Here is a 15,244-nt window from a genome sequence, read left to right on the forward strand (position 1 = left end):
ACCCGTTCCCCTCCTGACGCCCGTTCCCCCTGGACGCCCCCGCGCGGGGCTTCTCCGTGCTGCCCTCGAGAGGACGCCATGACCGCCACCGCCCCGACCGCCACCGCCCCGACCGGTTCCCGCACGCCCGATCCGCGCTCCGAGCGCATGCCCTGGGCCGCCCTGGCGATCCTCGCCGCGATGGGCTTCCTCCTAGTCGCCGCCGAGACGATGCCCGCCGGCCTGCTGCCCGTGATCGCCGAGGGCATGCGCACCAGCGAGGGCGTCGTCGGCCAGTTCATCAGCGTCTAGGCGCTCGGCACCGTCGTCGTCACCGTGCCCGCCATCAGCCTCACCCGCGGGTTCCGGAGGAAGCCGCTGATCCTCGCCGCGATCGTCGGTCTCGTGCTCGCCAACACCGTCACCGCGCTGTCGGGCGACGTCGCCCTCTCGCTGGCGTCCCGATTCGTCGCCGGCGCCTTCACCGGCGTGATCTGGGGGATGCTCGCCGCCTACGGGCGCCGGATCAGCCCCGAGAGCCGCGGCGGCCTCTCCCTGGCGATCGTGTCGACCGGCGCCCCGCTCGGCTTCGCCCTGGGCACTCCGCTGGGAGCGTGGCTCGGCACCGTGCTCGACTGGCGCTGGTCCTTCGGTGGCCTCTCGCTGCTCGCCGTCGTCGTCCTCGTGCTGATCGTGCTGGTCGTCCCCGACGCGCCGGGTCAGCAGGCGTCCTCGCGACTGCCCTCGCCCGGGTGATCGCGAAGCCGGGCATCGCGATCGTCCTCGCCGTGATCGCCGTCTGGATGCTCGCCCACAACACGATCTACACCTACGTCGCCCCGTATCTCCGCGGAACCGGATCGGGCCTCGGCGCCGACGTGACCCTGCTCGTCTACGGCATCGCGTCGGTGGTCGAGTCGCGCTCACCGCGGTGCTGATCGACCGCTTCTCGCGCCCGCTGCTGCACGGCAGCGTCGCCGTCTTCGTCGTCGCCGCCGTGATCCTCCTGCTCGCCGGCGACTCGACCGCGGCGATCGTCGTCGGCGCCGTGCTCTGGGGCATCGGCTTCGGCGGCGCGTCCGCCCAGCTGCAGGCGGCGCTCACGAAGGCGGGCGGAGCCGACTCCGACGTCGCTAACGCGTTCCTCCCGGTCGCCTTCAACCTCGCGATCTTCGCAGCGGGGATCGTCGGCGCCGTGCTGCTCGGCTCCTTCGAGGGCTCGGTTCTCCCGCTCCTGATGGCGGTCCTCGGAGTCGCCGCGCTGCTCCTGACGCTCGTCGGCCGCCGCACGGCCTTCACGGGCGTCGTCTGAGCCGCGGGACCGAGTCGGCCTCGCCGCGCGTCCCGGCTTCCGGCGGGCAGCGTTCGGCATGAAGTGGGGGCAGCGGTGCCGGGACCGGACCCGGGACAGTGATCCCGTCGCCCTCGCCGGTGCCCGCCCGCGACCCCGCGCCCGACCCCGCCCCGGACTCCCCGTCCTCGTCCTCGAACGGATCCCATGCTCCCCACCGACTCCTTCCCCCGTCCGACGCACCCGTCGTCGACCCGGCGGGAGCGGTCGATCCAGCCGTCGCGCACACCGTCCGGATCAGCGACGGCACGCGGATCGTGCTGACCGTCGTGCCGCCGAGGAGGCCCCGACACCGGCCAGCACGTGTACGTCCTCCCGGCCATGGGGATCCGCTCGGGCTACTACCGCGCGCTCGCCGACTCCTTCTCCGCCCGCGGCTTCACCGTGGTGCTGACCGATCTGCGCGGCGAAGGCGAGGCGACCCCTCGGCGAGTCGCACCACGACGCACGGCTACGTCGAGATCGTCGAGCGCGACATCCCCGAGTCGGTCGCGTACCTGCGCCGCGAACTGGGCGCCGAGCGGATCTGGCTGCTCGGCCACAGCCTCGGGGGCAGCTCGGTCTCATCGCCGACTCCCGGACGAGCGCGACGGGTGCTCCCGAGGGTGCCGGTTTCGCCGGTGTCGTGCTCGTCGGCTCCGGGTCCTCGTGGCACCGGGCGCAGAACGGCTGGCGGGCACCGCGCAACAGGATCGTGCCGCAGCTGTTCGTCCTCCTCTCGCACGCGGTCGGGTACTTCCCCGGCGACAGGCTCGGCTTCGCCCACCGGCAGTCGACCCGCCTGATGATCGACTGCGCCCGCCAGAGCCGCACCGGGCGCTTCGCGGCACCGGGCGCGGCCGAGGACTACGACGAGAGCCTGACCCGACTCGAGCGCCCGCTCCTCGTGTTCGACATCGACGGCGACCGCCTGACCTCGCGCCGCGCCGTCGACCATCTCTGCGCGGCCGTCCCGCGTGCTCGGATCACGCGCCGCCGTCATCCCATCCAGGGGCGGCCCCTGCGCGACCCCCATGTCGCCTGGGTGCGGCAGAGCCCGCGGCTGCCCGACGAGATCGCCGACTGGATCCTCGACCAGGACTGAGCGGTGCTCCCCGGCTCAGTCCAGGAACCGCGTGTACCGCCCCGGAGCCTCGAGGAACGCCCGCCAGTTCCGCACGAGATCGAGGTCGTCGTAGTCGCACCTCCGCAGCCCCCACTCGCCGATCTCGTAGAGGTCGGCCCCGGTGGCCGCCGCGAGGATCGGCGAGTGGGTCGAGAGCACGATCTGCGACCCGTTCGCGAGCAGGTCGCGGAAGAGCCCGAGCAGCGCGAGGCAGCCCGAGAACGACAGGGCCGACTCCGGCTCGTCGAAGATCCACAAGCCACTGATCCGCGAGCGGGTCAGCACGACGTCCAGGAACGACTCACCGTGCGAGCGGTCGTGGCACGAGACGCTCTCTCCGCCCAGGTCCTCCAGGTAGGTGAAGAGCCCGTGCATCGTCTCGGCCCGGAGGAAGAAGCCCTTCTTCGAGGCGCCGCCGGATCGCACGACCTGCAGGTGCTCGCCGAGCACCGACTCCGAGGGCCGCGTCGCGTGCCGGGCGCTGATCGTCCCGCCCTCGGCGTTCAGCCCGTAGGCGATCGCCAGCGCCTCGACCAGCGTCGACTTGCCCGCGCCGTTGTCGCCCACCAGGACGGTCATCGCGCCGAGGTCGAGCCCGTCGTCGAGCACCTGGCGCACCGCGGGGATCGTGAACGGCCACGAGTCGGCGGGCGGGGGAGCGGCGCGGTGCAGCTCGATCCGGCGCACAGGGAGGGTCCGCATGCCCCCGAGCCTAGGAGCCGACCGCCCCGGACGCGCGTCCCCGCGAGCTCCCTGCCGACTTCCGCAGACCTCCGCCACGCGGCCGCACCCGGGCGTAGCGTTGCCGGAGTGATGCGTCCGACGATCCAGACCCTCGGCCAGCTCCGCGCCTCCGGGCACGTGCAGAAGAGCCTCCGCACCGAGATCCGCGACAACCTGCTCGACGCCCTGCGCGAGGGCCGCGACCCGTGGCCCGGGCTGCACGGATTCGCCGACACGGTGATCCCGCAGGTCGAGCGCGCGGTGATCGCCGGCCACGACATCGTGCTGCTGGGCGAGCGCGGCCAGGGCAAGACCCGGCTCCTGCGCACCCTCAACGGCCTCCTCGACGAGTGGTCGCCGGTCATCGCCGGCTCCGAGCTCGGCGAGCACCCCTACGAGCCGATCACCACGGTGAGCATCCGCCGCGCCGAGGAGCTCGGCGACGAGCTGCCCGTCGCCTGGCGCTCGCGCGAGGAGCGCTACGTCGAGAAGCTCGCCACCCCCGACACCAGCGTCGCCGACCTCATCGGCGACGTGGACCCCATGAAGGTGGCCGAGGGGCGCAGCCTCGGCGATCCCGAGACCATCCACTTCGGTCTCATCCCGCGCAGCCACCGCGGCATCGTCGCGATCAACGAGCTGCCGGACCTCGCCGAGCGCATCCAGGTCGCGATGCTCAACGTGATGGAGGAGCGCGACATCCAGATCCGCGGCTACGTCCTCCGTCTGCCGCTCGACGTGCTCGTCGTCGCCAGCGCGAACCCCGAGGACTACACGAATCGCGGCCGCATCATCACTCCGCTGAAGGACCGCTTCGGCGCCGAGATCCGCACGCACTACCCGACCGAGCTCGACGACGAGATCGCCGTGATCCGTCAGGAGGCGGACCTCGTCGCGACCGTGCCCGACGCGCTCATCGAGATCCTCGCCCGCTTCACCCGGGCCCTGCGCGAGTCGAGCTCCGTCGACCAGCGCAGCGGAGTGAGCGCCCGCTTCGCCATCGCCGGCGCCGAGACCATCGCCGCGGCAGCGCTGCACCGCGCCACCCGCCGGGGCGAGGCCGAGGCCGTCGCGCGCCCCATCGACCTCGAGACCGCGGTGGACGTGCTCGGCGGCAAGATCGAGTTCGAGTCGGGGGAGGAGGGGCGCGAGGAGGAGATCCTCGAGCACCTCCTGCGCCAGGCCACCGCCGAGACGGTGCGCGCGCACCTGCGCGGCATCGATCTCGGCCTGCTCGTCACCGCCGTCGAGGACGGCGCCATGATCACGACCGGCGAGCAGGTGACCGCGCGCGAGTTCCTCGCCGGACTGCCGATCCTGGGCGAGGCCACCGTCTACGAGGACCTCGCCGAGCGCCTGGGCGCGACGAACGAGGGCCAGCGCGCCGGAGCCGTCGAGCTCGCGCTCGAGGGCCTCTACCTCTCGCGCCGGCTGAGCAAGGAGACCGGCGGCGGCGAGGCCGTGATGGCTGAGCCGGGGCGCCGGACCAACCGCCGCCTGCACCGCGACGCGCGCTACTCCGAGTACCGGGGCGGCCCGGACCCGCTCGCTCCGCCCGTCGACCTCGCCGAGGCCCTCGAGGCGATCGGCCAGGACGTGATGGCCGGCACCTCGCCCGAGCGGGCCCTGCGCGAGTTCCTCCGCCGCGGCGGCCGCGACGCCTTCGGCCTCGACGATCTCGGTCGCCGCGTGGCCGAGCGCCGCCGCGACCTCGCGCAGAAGCACAACCTCGACGGCACGCTCCGCGAGGTCCGCGAACTGCTCGACCGGGCGGTCCTCGCCGAGCGCAAGCAGCTGGCCCGTGACACGCAGATGGACGACGGCGACCGCGCGCTCGCCGAGATCCAGCTCGACAGCCTGCCGCCGTCGGCCGCGGCCGCCGTGTCCGAGCTCGCCGACTACTTCCTGGCGGAGCCCCGAGGCGCGCGCCGACTTCGAGCGGATCAAGCAGCTCCTCGGCGCCGAGATGCTCGAGCAGCGCTTCGCGGGCATGAAGCAGGCCCTCGAGAACGCGAGCGACGAGGACCGCGCCGCGATCGACGCCATGCTCCGCGACCTCAACGACCTGCTCGAGTCGCACGCCCGCGGCGAGGACACCCCGGAGCAGTTCGACGCGTTCCTGGCGCAGCACGGCGAGTACTTCCTCGAGAACCCCGAGACCGTCGACGAGCTGATCGACGCCCTCGCCGCCCGGGCGGCCGCGGCGCAGCGGATGCGCAACTCGATGACCCAGGAGCAGCGCGACGAGCTCGACGCCCTCGCGCAGCAGGCCTTCGGCACCCCCGAGCTGATGCAGTCGCTCGGGAAGCTCGACGAGGCCCTGCGGGGCCTGCGACCCGGCGAGGACTGGGGCGGCTCCGAGCGGATGGACGGCGAGCAGGGGCTCGGCCTCGGCGACGGCACCGGCGTGTTCCAGGAGCTCGCCGACCTCGACGCGCTCGCCGAGCAGCTCGCGCAGTCGCAGAACGGCTCGCAGCTCGACGACCTCGACCTCGATCTGCTCGCGAAGCGGATCGGCGACGACGCGGCGGTCGACGCGCAGACGCTGAAGCAGCTCGAGCGGGCGCTGCGCGACTCCGGCACCCTGCGCCGCGGCTCCGACGGCTCGCTCGCCCTCAGCCCCAAGGCGATGCGCCAGCTCGGCAAGTCCCTCCTGCGCGACATCGCCGAGACGATGTCGGGTCGTCAGGGCGCGCGCGACGTGCGCCGGGCGGGTGCCGCGGGCGAGCGATCCGGAGCGACGCGCGCGTGGGAGTTCGGCGACACCGAGGCCTGGGACCTCCCGCGCACGATCACCAACGCCCTCACCCGCACCGCCGGCGAGGGCCGGTCCACCGCCTCCGGAGTGCGCATCGAGATCGGCGACGTCGAGGTGCAGGAGACGGAGGCGCGCACGCAGGCCTGCGTCGCCCTGCTCGTCGACACCTCCTTCTCGATGGCGATGGACGGCCGCTGGGTCCCGATGAAGCGCACCGCCCTCGCCCTGCACACGCTCATCACGAGCCGGTTCCGCGGCGACGAGCTGCAGCTGATCGCCTTCGGCCGCCAGGCCGAGGTGATGGGCATCGAGCAGCTCGTCGGCCTCGACGCCGAGTGGGACAAGGGCACGAACCTGCACCACGCCCTGCTGCTGGCCAACCGGCACTTCCGCAAGCACCCGGGGGCGCAGCCCGTGCTGCTGATCGTCACCGACGGCGAGCCGACCGCGCACCTCGAGCCCGCCGGCGACGTCTTCTTCGACTACCCGCCCGACCCGGTCACGATCGCCGTCTCGGTGCGCGAGCTCGACGCCTCCGTGCGGCTCGGCGCGCACACCACGTTCTTCCGCCTGGGCGAGGACCCGGGCCTCGCGCGGTTCCTCGACTCGCTCGCCAGGCGGGCCGGCGGCACGGTCGTGAACCCCGAGGCCGACGACCTCGGCGCGGCGGTCGTGAGCTCGTACCTCGGCTCGCGCGACCGCTCCGACGGCGGGCGTCCCACCGGCGACGAGATGTTCGGCCGCGGCTGGGCCTTCTAGGCCGGCGTCGCCGTCCGCGTCAGAACAGCGGCCACGGCACCGCGGGCATCCCGCCCCGCGGTGCCGGGAAGCGGCCCGACGAAGCGCAGCCGGTCGCAGCGGCGCCCCAGCACCTCGATCTCCTCGTTCAGCAGCAGCTCCGACAGCGCCGCGCCGAGCGGCCCGTCGATCGCGCCCGGAGCCGCCCCAGCGCGTCGATCTCGTCGGCCGTCAGCGGCTCGCCGATCCAGCCCCAGAGCACCGTCCGCAGCTTGTGCTCGACGTGGAACGTCAGGCCGTGGTCGACGCCGTAGCGGTGGCCGTCGGGCATGGCGAGCACGTGCCCCGCCCTTGCGGTCGGCGTTGTTGACGACCACGTCGAAGACCGCCATCCGCCGCAGCGCCGCCGAGTCCTCGTGCACGAGCGAGACGTCGCGGTCCTCCTCGTCGCTGCCGTCGAGCACGTGCCGCCAGCCCTCGGCGACCTCCGCCGACGGCACGAGGTCCACCGCGTCCTGCTCGGGGTCGATGTCCTGCCAGAGCTGCACCATGCCGGGGCCCAGCGGCCCGTCGCGGAGCCACGTCCGCGGCACCACGTTCCAGCCCAGGGCCTCGGAGGCGAGGTACGCCGCCGCCTCGCGCCCCGCGAGATCGCCGTCGGGGAAGTCCCAGAGCGGCTTCTCGCCGGACACCGGCTTGTAGACGACGGACGTGTCGCCGATCCGCGCGAGGAACGTGGCGTTGGAGGCGGTGGTGATCCGGCCGGTGAGCTCGAGCGCGCCGGTCGTGAGCTCCTCGCCGCTCGGCTCCGCGTCCTCGCTCATGCCAGCGGGCAGTCGTGCCCGTCGGGGTCCATCGGATCTCCGCAGCGCGGGCACAGCCGGACGCCCCGCACCCACCACCTCGAGGGTGCGCTTGGCGAACGCGCGGGCGGTGCCGACGGGGATCCGAAGCACGACCATCTCCTCGGGCTCCGCGTCCTCGGCCGACTCCTCGGCTTCGGTCAGCGGGTACGCCTCGATGACGATCTGGGCGGTCGTCGGATCCCAGCCGAGGCTGAGACCGCCGGACGCGGAACTCGGGCTCGACCGGCTGGTCGAGCGGCTCGTTGTCGACGAGCTCCGCGGGCGTGCCGGAGGGGACGCTCGCGGGGTTGCCCTCCGCGGTCATCAGCTGATCGAGGATCTCGTCGATCTTCTCGGCGAGCAGGGCCGACTGCTGCTTCTCGAGTCCGACGCTGACGACGCGGGGACCCGTGCGGGCCTGCAGGTAGAAGGAGCGGGCGCCGGGCGAGCCGACGGTGCCGACCACGACGCGGTCGGGCCAGTCGAACGCGTGGACGATGGGCATGACTCCAGTGTACGAGCCGCGTCCCGGAGGGTGGCTCCTCGCGTGGACCTACTCGTGACCGGCTCCGCCGCCGACAGCGGCCTCGGCCGCGGGCGCCGGGGCCGCGCGCAGCCAGCCCAGGTCCCCCGCCTCGGTGTTCGTGGCGACGACCTCGGGCCGTCCCGCGCCGTAGCGGATGATCGACACCGACGCCGGTCCGACCGACAGCCGCTGGAACAGGTCGAGGTGCATCCCGAGCGCATCGGCGAGGATCGCCTTGATCGTGTCGCCGTGGCTGACGGCGGCCCACACCGCGGCCGGGCCGTGCTGCTCGGCGACGGCCGCGTCGTGCCTCCGGATCGCCGCGACGGCGCGGGCCTGCATCGCCGCGAGCCCCTCGCCGCCGGGGAACACCACCGCCGACGGCTGGTTCTGCACCGTCGCCCACAGCGGCTCCTTCGCCAGATCGCGCAGGTGCCGGCCCGACCACTGCCCGTAGTCGGCCTCGGTGATCCCCTTCTCGACGACGGCTTCGGGAGGCGTCCCCTGCCGGTCGAGGATCGCCCGCGACGTCTGCCGGCAGCGCTCGAGCGGGCTCGTCACGAGGGCGGCCAGCGGCACCGCCGCCAGGCGCTCCGCCGTGCGAGCGGCCTGCGCGCGCCCCACGTCGTCGAGCCGGACCCCGGCGGTGCGGCCGGCCAGGATCCCGGCGGTGTTCGCGGTCGTGCGCCCGTGCCGGACGAGGAGGAGCGTGGGCATGGAGTCAGCGTAGGCGGCGCGGATCCCTCCCGAGGCGGATGCCCCGTGCCACGAGGCCTGGTTACCGTGGGAGGAGCGGCCGCCCACCGCGGCCCGCGGTCATGCACCGAAGGGACTCCCATGGACGGGACGAACGGAACGGCGCCCACCAGCGCCCCCGACGACGCTACCGAGCACGCAGCTCCGGCCTGGGCCGCCCCGGACGCGGCGGGCCGCTCCGGCGAGATCGCGCTGCGGATCCGCGGTCTGCGCAAGCGCTTCGGCGACAAGGAGGCGGTCAAGGGCATCGACCTCGACGTCCCCGCCGGCTCGTTCTTCGGCCTGGTCGGCCCGAATGGAGCGGGCGAGACCACGACGCTCTCGATGGCCACCGCCCTGCTCCGCCCCGACGAGGGCGTCGTCACGATCCACGAGGTCGACGTCTGGCAGCGGCCGCTCGAGGCCAAGCGCCTGATCGGCGTCCTCGCCGACGGCGTCAAGCTGTTCGACCGGCTCACCGGACTCCAGCTCATCACCTACTACGGCCTGCTCTGCGGCATCGACCGGCCCACCGTCCTCGAGCGCGCCGACGACCTGCTGGCGCTGCTCGGACTCGATCCGGCCGACCGCACCCTCGTCGTCGACTACTCCGCGGGCATGACCAAGAAGATCGCGCTCGCCTGCGCCCTCGTGCGCGCCCCGCGGCTCCTCGTGCTCGACGAGCCGTTCGAGTCGGTCGACCCCGTCTCCGCGGCCAACATCCGCGACATCCTGACCGGCTTCGTCGCCTCCGGCGGCACCGTGATCGTGTCGAGCCACTCGATGGACCTGGTCGAGCGGATGTGCGACCGCGTCGCCGTCATCGCCGACGGCCGCGTCCTCGCCGCCGGCACGCTCGCCGAGGTGCGGGCGGGGTCCAGCCTCGAGGAGCGCTTCGTCGAGCTCGTCGGCGGACGCACCCACCAGGAGGGCCCGGCATGGTTGCGCATCTCCTGAGGCTGCGCCTGCTGCTGCTGCGCAACACGCTCACGCGCAACGTGTGGCAGCTGATCGGGGTGATCTTCGGGGGCCTGTACGCGGTCTTCGTCCTGGGCCTCGTCGTCGTCGGCCTCGTCGCGCTCGGCGGCACCGATCCCGCGCTCGTGAACGTCGTGATCGTGCTCGGCGGCTCCGCCCTGCTGCTGGGCTGGGTACTCGGCCTCCATCTTCGTGTCGGGCTCGGATCAGAGCCTCGACCTCTCGACGCTCGCCACCTTCCCGATCCCCCTGAGGACCCTGATGCTGGGCCTCGCCGCCGCCGGCATCGCGGGCATCCCCGGCATCGTCACCTCGCTCGCCGCCCTCGCGACCGCCGCCGCCTGGTGGAGGCAGCCGATCGGCGTCGTCCCCGCGCTCGTCTGCGCCGTGATCGGCGTCGCGACCTGCGTCGTCGCCTCCGCCTGATCGGCGCGCTCACCACCGGGCTGGGCTCGAGCCGCCGCTACCGCGAGGTGATCGGCGGAGTGGTCCTCGTCGTGATGGTCCTGCTCGGGCCGTTGCTCATCGGAGTGATGGGCGTGCTTCGAGAGGGAGTCGACGTCCTCCCCGTCGTCGCCACGGCCCTCGGCTGGTCGCCGCTCGGAGCGATCTGGGCGGTGCCCGGGTCGATCGTGGCGGGGAGTGGCTCGCCGCGCTCGCGCGCTCCGCGATCGGAGTGGGGACGCTCGCCGTGCTCGTGCGGGGCTGGTCGCTCGCGCTGCGCCGCGCCCTGCGCGAGCCCGCCGCGTCAGCGTCCGGCACCGCCTCCGGATCCGCCGGCATCGGCCTCTTCGGCCGGTTCCCCGGCACCCCCACCGGGGCGATCGCCGCGCGGGCCCTCGGCTACTGGTGGCGCGACCCGCGCTACAGCCGCGGCCTGCTCGTGATCCCGGCGGTCGTCGTCCTCACGCTCTTCTACGGCACCCTCGGCGGCGGCGAGAGCTCGTTCGCCACCTTCTCGGCCGTCTTCATCGCCTTGATCTTCGGCGTGACGCTCTGCGCCGACGTCTCGTACGACGGCACCGCGTGGGCCGCGCACTCAGCTCGGAGTGACGGGGCGGCCGACCGCGCCGGCCGCGTCATCGCCGCCGCGATCGTCGGCGTCCCGGCCGTGGTGATCGTCGCGGTGGGCACCTGCCTCTACGCCGGGCGGCCCGAGGCGATCCCCGCGATCCTGGGCATCTCGCTCGCCCTGGTCCTCAGCGGCTTCGGAGTGTCGAGCATCGCGTCGGCGCTCGTCGTCTACCCGGTGCCGGCGCCCGGTGACAGCCCGCTGAAGACGCCGCCGGGTTCCGGCATGATCTCGAGCGTCGTGATGCTCGGCAGCATGGGCGCCACCGCGCTGCTGTCGCTCCCGTCGATCGTCGTCGGCGCGATCTCCCTGGTCGGCAGCGACCCGGTCCTCGGAACGGTGTCGCTGGTCCTCGCGCTCGTGCTCGGCGGGCTGTTCGCGGTGCTCGGGATCCGCCTCGGCGGGCGCCTCGTCGACCGCCGCGCCCCCGAGCTCTTCGCCACCCTCGTGACGATCGGCTGACGCCCCGCCCGCCCCCCACTCCTCGAAAGTCGTCGTACTCGAGCTCGAGTACGACAACCTCTGCGTACTCGACGTCGTCGCCCGTCCTCGAGCCCGCGGATCCTCCACAAGTTGCGGTGAGCGCGCGCCGTTACCGCAACTTCTGCGGAAGCAGGGGCGGCGCAGAGCCGCTCGTCCCTCCCGTCCCGCCTGCCCCGCCCGCCCCGTCGACTCCTCGAAAGTCGTCGTACTCGCGCTCGAGTACGACAACTTCTGCGTACTCGACGTCGTCGCCCGTCCTCGAGCCCCGCGGATCCTCCACAAGTTGCGGTGAGCGCGCGCCGTTACCGCAACTTCTGCGGAACGGCGAGCCCGCGCCGGGCGCCGCCCTTCGCGGCAGGATAGGACGCGTGCGCAGCGTCGAACTCCTCCTCGACCCGGAGTCCGAGGCCCGCATCCGGAGCCAGTGGGAGGCGCTCGAGAGCGCCGGGCTGCCGAGCCTCGCCCTGCACCGCTCCGAGAGCAACCGCCCGCACATCACCCTCGTCGCCGGCCCCGAGCTCGAGTGCCCGGAGCCCGGGGCCCTCGGCCCGCTCCCCGCGAGCGTCGACCTCGGCGCCGTCCTCCTCTTCCCCCACTCCGGCCGCTTCGTGCTCGCCTGGGGCGCCGTCCGCTCGCCCGCGCTCGACGCCCTGCACCGCGCCACCGTCGCGGCGGTCCCGGGCGGCGTGCCCACGTCGCTCCCGGAGGCGTGGACCCCGCACGTGAGCGCCTCGCGCCGCCTGCGCGCCGAGCAGCTGGGCGCGGCCGTGCCCCTGCTGGGCGAGCCGTTCCCCGTGGGCCTCTCGAGCGTGCGCTTCTGGGACGGCGACACGAAGACGATCACCGCGCTCTGACCTCTCCTCCCCAACCGGAGGCGCTCCGGCGCCGTCCCCAGCGGTCCCCGTCGCCCGGGCGGAGTCGGAGGCGGCGGGTAGAGTTCCCCGGGTGACAGAGCCCACCGCGACCGCCCTCCCGCTCGCCGAGCAGCCCGGTACTCAGACGCCCGCGCAGGAGATCCTCGAGCGCGTCTTCGGCTACTCCTCCTTCCGCGGCGAGCAGGAGCAGATCGTCGAGCAGGTCATCGAGGGCGGCGACGCGGTCGTCCTGATGCCCACCGGCGGCGGCAAGTCGCTCTGCTACCAGATCCCCTCGATCGTCCGCGAGGGCACCGGGTGGTCGTCTCGCCGCTCATCGCCCTCATGCAGGACCAGGTCGACGCCCTGCGCGCCAACGGCGTCCGCGCCGAGTTCCTCAACTCCACCCAGGACTCGGGCGAGCGCGCCCGGGTCGAGCGCGCCTACCTCGACGGCGAGCTCGACCTGCTCTACGTCGCGCCCGAGCGGCTCGGCAACGAGGGGATGAAGCAGTTCCTCGCCCGCGGCCGCATCGCCCTCTTCGCGATCGACGAGGCCCACTGCGTGAGCCAGTGGGGACACGACTTCCGCCCCGACTACCTCGCCCTCGGCGAGCTGGCCGAGCGCTGGCCCGACGTGCCGCGCATCGCGCTCACCGCCACGGCGACCGAGGCGACGCACCGCGAGATCACCACGCGCCTGCACATGGGCGAGGCCCGGCACTTCGTCTCGAGCTTCGACCGTCCCAACATCCAGTACCGCATCGTCAACAAGGTCGAGCCGCGCAAGCAGCTGATCGACTTCCTGCGCCGCGAGCACGCCGACGACGCGGGCATCGTCTACGCCCTCTCGCGCAAGAGCGTCGAGGCGACGGCCGAGGCGCTGCGCGGCGCCGGCTTCGACGCGGTGGCGTACCACGCGGGCCTCGACGCCCGCGTCCGCGCCGCCGCGCAGTCGCGCTTCCTCCGCGAGGAGGGCGTGATCGTCTGCGCCACCATCGCGTTCGGCATGGGCATCGACAAGCCCGACGTCCGCTTCGTGGCGCACATCGACCTGCCCAAGTCGGTCGAGGGCTACTACCAGGAGACGGGCCGCGCCGGTCGCGACGGCCTGCCGTCCACCGCCTGGCTCGCCTACGGCCTGCAGGACGTCGTGCAGCAGCGCCGCATGATCGACGAGTCGCCGGGCGACCTGGCCCACCGCCGCCGGATGTCCGCGCACCTCGACGCGATGCTGGCGCTCTCCGAGACCGTGCAGTGCCGTCGCGTGAACCTGCTCGCCTACTTCGGCCAGGAGAGCACCGCCTGCGGCAACTGCGACACCTGCCTCGAGCCGCCCGCCTCGTGGGACGGCACGGTCGCCGCGCAGAAGTTCCTCTCGACCGTCGTGCGGCTCAAGCGCGAGCGCAACCAGCAGTTCGGCGCCGGGCACGTCATCGACATCCTCCGCGGCAAGACCACCCCGCGCACCACCCAGCACGGCCACGACGCGCTCTCCACCTGGGGCATCGGCGCCGACCTGAGCGACACCCAGTGGCGCGGAGTCGCGCGCCAGCTGCTCGCGCAGGGGCTGCTCGGGGTCAACGACGACGGCTTCGGCACGCTCGTGATCACCCCGGCGTCCGGGTCGGTCCTCGGCGGCGAGCGCAAGGTCGAGCTGCGGCAGGAGCCCGAGAAGCCCGCCCGCTCGAGCGGCTCGTCGCGCTCCGGTCGCTCGACCGTGTCCGATCTGCCGACCGAGGCGCAGCCGCTGTTCGAGCGGCTCCGCGAGTGGCGCGCCGCGCAGGCGCGGGCGCAGTCGGTCCCCGCCTACATCGTCTTCAACGACGCGACCCTGCGCGAGATCGCCACCGCCGAGCCCGCCACGATCGACGCGCTCAGCATCATCGGCGGTGTCGGCCAGAAGAAGCTCGTGACCTACGGAGCCGCGGTGCTCGCCGTCGTCGCGGGCGAGACGCCCGAGATCGCCGAGCCCGATGCGAACCAGGAGGAGCCGGCGCCCCGGCGTCCGGCCCGCTCCGGTGCCGCCCGTTCCGGTGGCGCCGCGGCGAAGGGCGCCCGCCCGGCGTTCGGCGGCGCCTCGTCCGAGCGCACCGCCGGTCCGCCCGTCTCCTCCGCCGCGCCCGAGGACGACTGGGTGCCGCCGGAGGAGCCCGACTGGGAGCCCGGATGGGACAGCTACTGAGCGCCGATCAGTCCGTGCTGACCGTCACCATCCAGATGCCGATCGCCGTCGCGGCGAACGACGAGGCCCGTGCCGGCGATCGGCACCCAGAAGGCGATCCGCCGCCGCACCAGCAGCACGATCGACACGACGAGCGCGGCGAGCATCCCGATCCAGACCCCACCCGCCGCGATGAGGACCCCCCAGTTCAGCAGGGTGAAGTCGCAGTCGTCGCGGCCGAGGCAGCCGTCGCTCGCCATGCTCGAGAAGAGGCCGACGTAGGTCAGCAGCAGCGTCGCGCAGACCTCGGCCAGGAGCAGCACGACCGTGAGGACGAGGTCCCACACGCGCACCGGGCGCCGCTGCGGTGCCGGCGCTCCGCTCACGTCCCCGTCCCGGCCATCGCCATCCACGAGCCGATGATCGTGGCGGCGAACGACAGCACCGTGCCGGCGATCGGCACCCAGAAGGCGATCCGCCGCAGCACCAGCAGCACGATCGACACCACCAGCGCCACGAGCATCCCGATCCAGACCCCGCCCGCGGCCACGAGCACTCCGCCGCCGATGAGTCCGGAGTCGCAGTCGTTGCCGCCCATGCAGGCGTCGCTCGCCATCGCGAGGAACAGCCCGAAGTACGACAGCAGCGCCGTCAGCAGGAACTCGCCCGCCAGCAGCACGATCGTCAGCACCAGGTCCCAGACCCGCACCGGGCGGCGCAGGCGCGCCGCGGTCCACGGAGTGCCCGGCCCCGACGGCATCCGCCCGGGGGCCGACGGCGTCGAGAGGCCCGACGGCGTCGCACCGGGAGACGCCCACTCCGGCTGCACCGGCTCCCGGCGGGGCGGCGGGGGCGGAGGCAGCGGCGGCTCGCTCATACCGCGAGCCTAGCCACGCCGTCCCGGCTCGCCCACGCCCGCCTGGCCCGATCCGAC

At 73.5% G+C, this 15,244-nt stretch carries 14 protein-coding genes and 5 pseudogenes; 13 read left to right on the forward strand and 6 right to left on the reverse strand.

The window, feature by feature from the left end; all coding sequences use genetic code 11:
- The first annotated feature begins 78 nt into the window (after positions 1 to 78).
- The 6 genes from AC0CII_RS19005 to AC0CII_RS19030 all read left to right on the forward strand — a co-directional run bounded on the left by AC0CII_RS19005 (position 79) and on the right by AC0CII_RS19030 (position 2,414).
- A complete protein-coding gene (locus AC0CII_RS19005; RefSeq protein ID WP_465226786.1) occupies positions 79 to 291 on the forward strand; it encodes a hypothetical protein in 213 nt (70 codons plus the stop codon).
- A 24-nt stretch (positions 292 to 315) separates the two neighbouring features.
- A complete protein-coding gene (locus tag AC0CII_RS19010) occupies positions 316 to 735 on the forward strand; it encodes an MFS transporter (protein WP_465230317.1) in 420 nt (139 codons plus the stop codon).
- Complete coding sequence (locus AC0CII_RS19015) at positions 732 to 917, forward strand: hypothetical protein (protein ID WP_465230318.1); 186 nt, start codon at positions 732 to 734, stop codon at positions 915 to 917. Before AC0CII_RS19010 ends, AC0CII_RS19015 begins: the two co-directional genes overlap by 4 nt.
- A complete protein-coding gene (locus AC0CII_RS19020) occupies positions 911 to 1,291 on the forward strand; it encodes a hypothetical protein (RefSeq protein WP_465230319.1) in 381 nt (126 codons plus the stop codon). Before AC0CII_RS19015 ends, AC0CII_RS19020 begins: the two co-directional genes overlap by 7 nt.
- Before the next feature lie 119 nt (positions 1,292 to 1,410).
- Positions 1,411 to 2,115, forward strand: a complete 705-nt coding sequence (locus tag AC0CII_RS19025) for a hypothetical protein (RefSeq protein ID WP_465230320.1) — start codon at positions 1,411 to 1,413, stop codon at positions 2,113 to 2,115.
- Positions 2,115 to 2,414: a hypothetical protein gene (locus tag AC0CII_RS19030; protein ID WP_465230321.1), complete on the forward strand. Its 300-nt coding sequence runs from the start codon at positions 2,115 to 2,117 to the stop codon at positions 2,412 to 2,414. Before AC0CII_RS19025 ends, AC0CII_RS19030 begins: the two co-directional genes overlap by 1 nt.
- 15 nt (positions 2,415 to 2,429) lie before the next feature.
- Here the strand turns inward: AC0CII_RS19030 and AC0CII_RS19035 are convergent, their stop codons facing one another.
- The gene (locus AC0CII_RS19035; RefSeq protein WP_465230322.1) at positions 2,430 to 3,137 is read right to left on the reverse strand and encodes an AAA family ATPase; all 708 of its coding nucleotides are present in this window, start codon (positions 3,135 to 3,137) and stop codon (positions 2,430 to 2,432) included.
- 111 nt (positions 3,138 to 3,248) lie between these two features.
- Between AC0CII_RS19035 and AC0CII_RS19040 the strand changes: the two are divergent.
- Positions 3,249 to 4,622, forward strand: a pseudogene (locus AC0CII_RS19040) (magnesium chelatase); the annotation flags it as partial.
- Positions 4,623 to 6,675 (forward strand): annotated as a pseudogene (locus tag AC0CII_RS19045) (vWA domain-containing protein).
- A gap of 19 nt (positions 6,676 to 6,694) precedes the next feature.
- On the opposite strand, the pseudogene AC0CII_RS19050 reads toward AC0CII_RS19045, so the two are convergent.
- From AC0CII_RS19050 to AC0CII_RS19060, 3 genes and pseudogenes are all read right to left on the reverse strand, one after another.
- A pseudogene (locus tag AC0CII_RS19050) lies at positions 6,695 to 7,478 on the reverse strand (SCO1664 family protein).
- Positions 7,475 to 8,004, reverse strand: a pseudogene (locus AC0CII_RS19055) (DUF3090 domain-containing protein). The pseudogenes AC0CII_RS19050 and AC0CII_RS19055 overlap by 4 nt, the downstream one beginning before the upstream one ends.
- Before the next feature lie 48 nt (positions 8,005 to 8,052).
- Entirely contained in the window at positions 8,053 to 8,742 is a 690-nt protein-coding gene (locus tag AC0CII_RS19060) for an MSMEG_4193 family putative phosphomutase (RefSeq protein ID WP_207406656.1), read from the reverse strand.
- 120 nt (positions 8,743 to 8,862) lie between these two features.
- On the opposite strand from AC0CII_RS19060, the gene AC0CII_RS19065 reads away from it, so the two are divergent.
- The 5 genes and pseudogenes from AC0CII_RS19065 to recQ all read left to right on the forward strand — a co-directional run.
- Positions 8,863 to 9,717, forward strand: a complete 855-nt coding sequence (locus tag AC0CII_RS19065; protein ID WP_465230323.1) for an ABC transporter ATP-binding protein — start codon at positions 8,863 to 8,865, stop codon at positions 9,715 to 9,717.
- Positions 9,699 to 10,625, forward strand: coding sequence for a hypothetical protein (locus tag AC0CII_RS19070; protein WP_465230324.1), 927 nt, complete (start codon positions 9,699 to 9,701; stop codon positions 10,623 to 10,625). Before AC0CII_RS19065 ends, AC0CII_RS19070 begins: the two co-directional genes overlap by 19 nt.
- On the forward strand, positions 10,622 to 11,272 hold the full coding sequence (locus tag AC0CII_RS19075) for a hypothetical protein (protein ID WP_465230325.1): 651 nt from the start codon (positions 10,622 to 10,624) through the stop codon (positions 11,270 to 11,272). The genes AC0CII_RS19070 and AC0CII_RS19075 overlap by 4 nt, the downstream gene beginning before the upstream one ends.
- Positions 11,273 to 11,661: 389 nt before the next feature.
- Positions 11,662 to 12,147, forward strand: a complete 486-nt coding sequence (locus AC0CII_RS19080; RefSeq protein ID WP_465226779.1) for a 2'-5' RNA ligase family protein — start codon at positions 11,662 to 11,664, stop codon at positions 12,145 to 12,147.
- Positions 12,148 to 12,238: 91 nt separating this feature from the next.
- Positions 12,239 to 14,094 (forward strand): annotated as a pseudogene (gene recQ, locus AC0CII_RS19085) (DNA helicase RecQ); the annotation flags it as partial.
- A gap of 230 nt (positions 14,095 to 14,324) precedes the next feature.
- Here the strand turns inward: recQ and AC0CII_RS19090 are convergent.
- Positions 14,325 to 14,696: a hypothetical protein gene (locus tag AC0CII_RS19090; RefSeq protein WP_465230326.1), complete on the reverse strand. Its 372-nt coding sequence runs from the start codon at positions 14,694 to 14,696 to the stop codon at positions 14,325 to 14,327.
- On the reverse strand, positions 14,693 to 15,187 hold the full coding sequence (locus tag AC0CII_RS19095) for a DUF6264 family protein (protein WP_465226777.1): 495 nt from the start codon (positions 15,185 to 15,187) through the stop codon (positions 14,693 to 14,695). Before AC0CII_RS19095 ends, AC0CII_RS19090 begins: the two co-directional genes overlap by 4 nt.
- Between the last annotated feature and the right edge of the window lie 57 nt (positions 15,188 to 15,244).

The sequence above is a fragment of the Rathayibacter sp. AC182 genome (assembly GCF_979253875.1).

Bases quoted from the DNA above. Each gene is read 5' to 3' on its own strand.
- AC0CII_RS19030 (WP_465230321.1), top strand. From the start codon at position 2,115: ATGATCGACTGCGCCCGCCAGAGCCGCACCGGGCGCTTCGCGGCACCG.
- AC0CII_RS19070 (WP_465230324.1), top strand. From the start codon at position 9,699: ATGGTTGCGCATCTCCTGAGGCTGCGCCTGCTGCTGCTGCGCAACACG.
- AC0CII_RS19065 (WP_465230323.1), top strand. From the start codon at position 8,863: ATGGACGGGACGAACGGAACGGCGCCCACCAGCGCCCCCGACGACGCT.
- AC0CII_RS19095 (WP_465226777.1), bottom strand. From the start codon at position 15,187: ATGAGCGAGCCGCCGCTGCCTCCGCCCCCGCCGCCCCGCCGGGAGCCG.
- AC0CII_RS19035 (WP_465230322.1), bottom strand. From the start codon at position 3,137: ATGCGGACCCTCCCTGTGCGCCGGATCGAGCTGCACCGCGCCGCTCCC.
- AC0CII_RS19060 (WP_207406656.1), bottom strand. From the start codon at position 8,742: ATGCCCACGCTCCTCCTCGTCCGGCACGGGCGCACGACCGCGAACACC.
- AC0CII_RS19005 (WP_465226786.1), top strand. From the start codon at position 79: ATGACCGCCACCGCCCCGACCGCCACCGCCCCGACCGGTTCCCGCACG.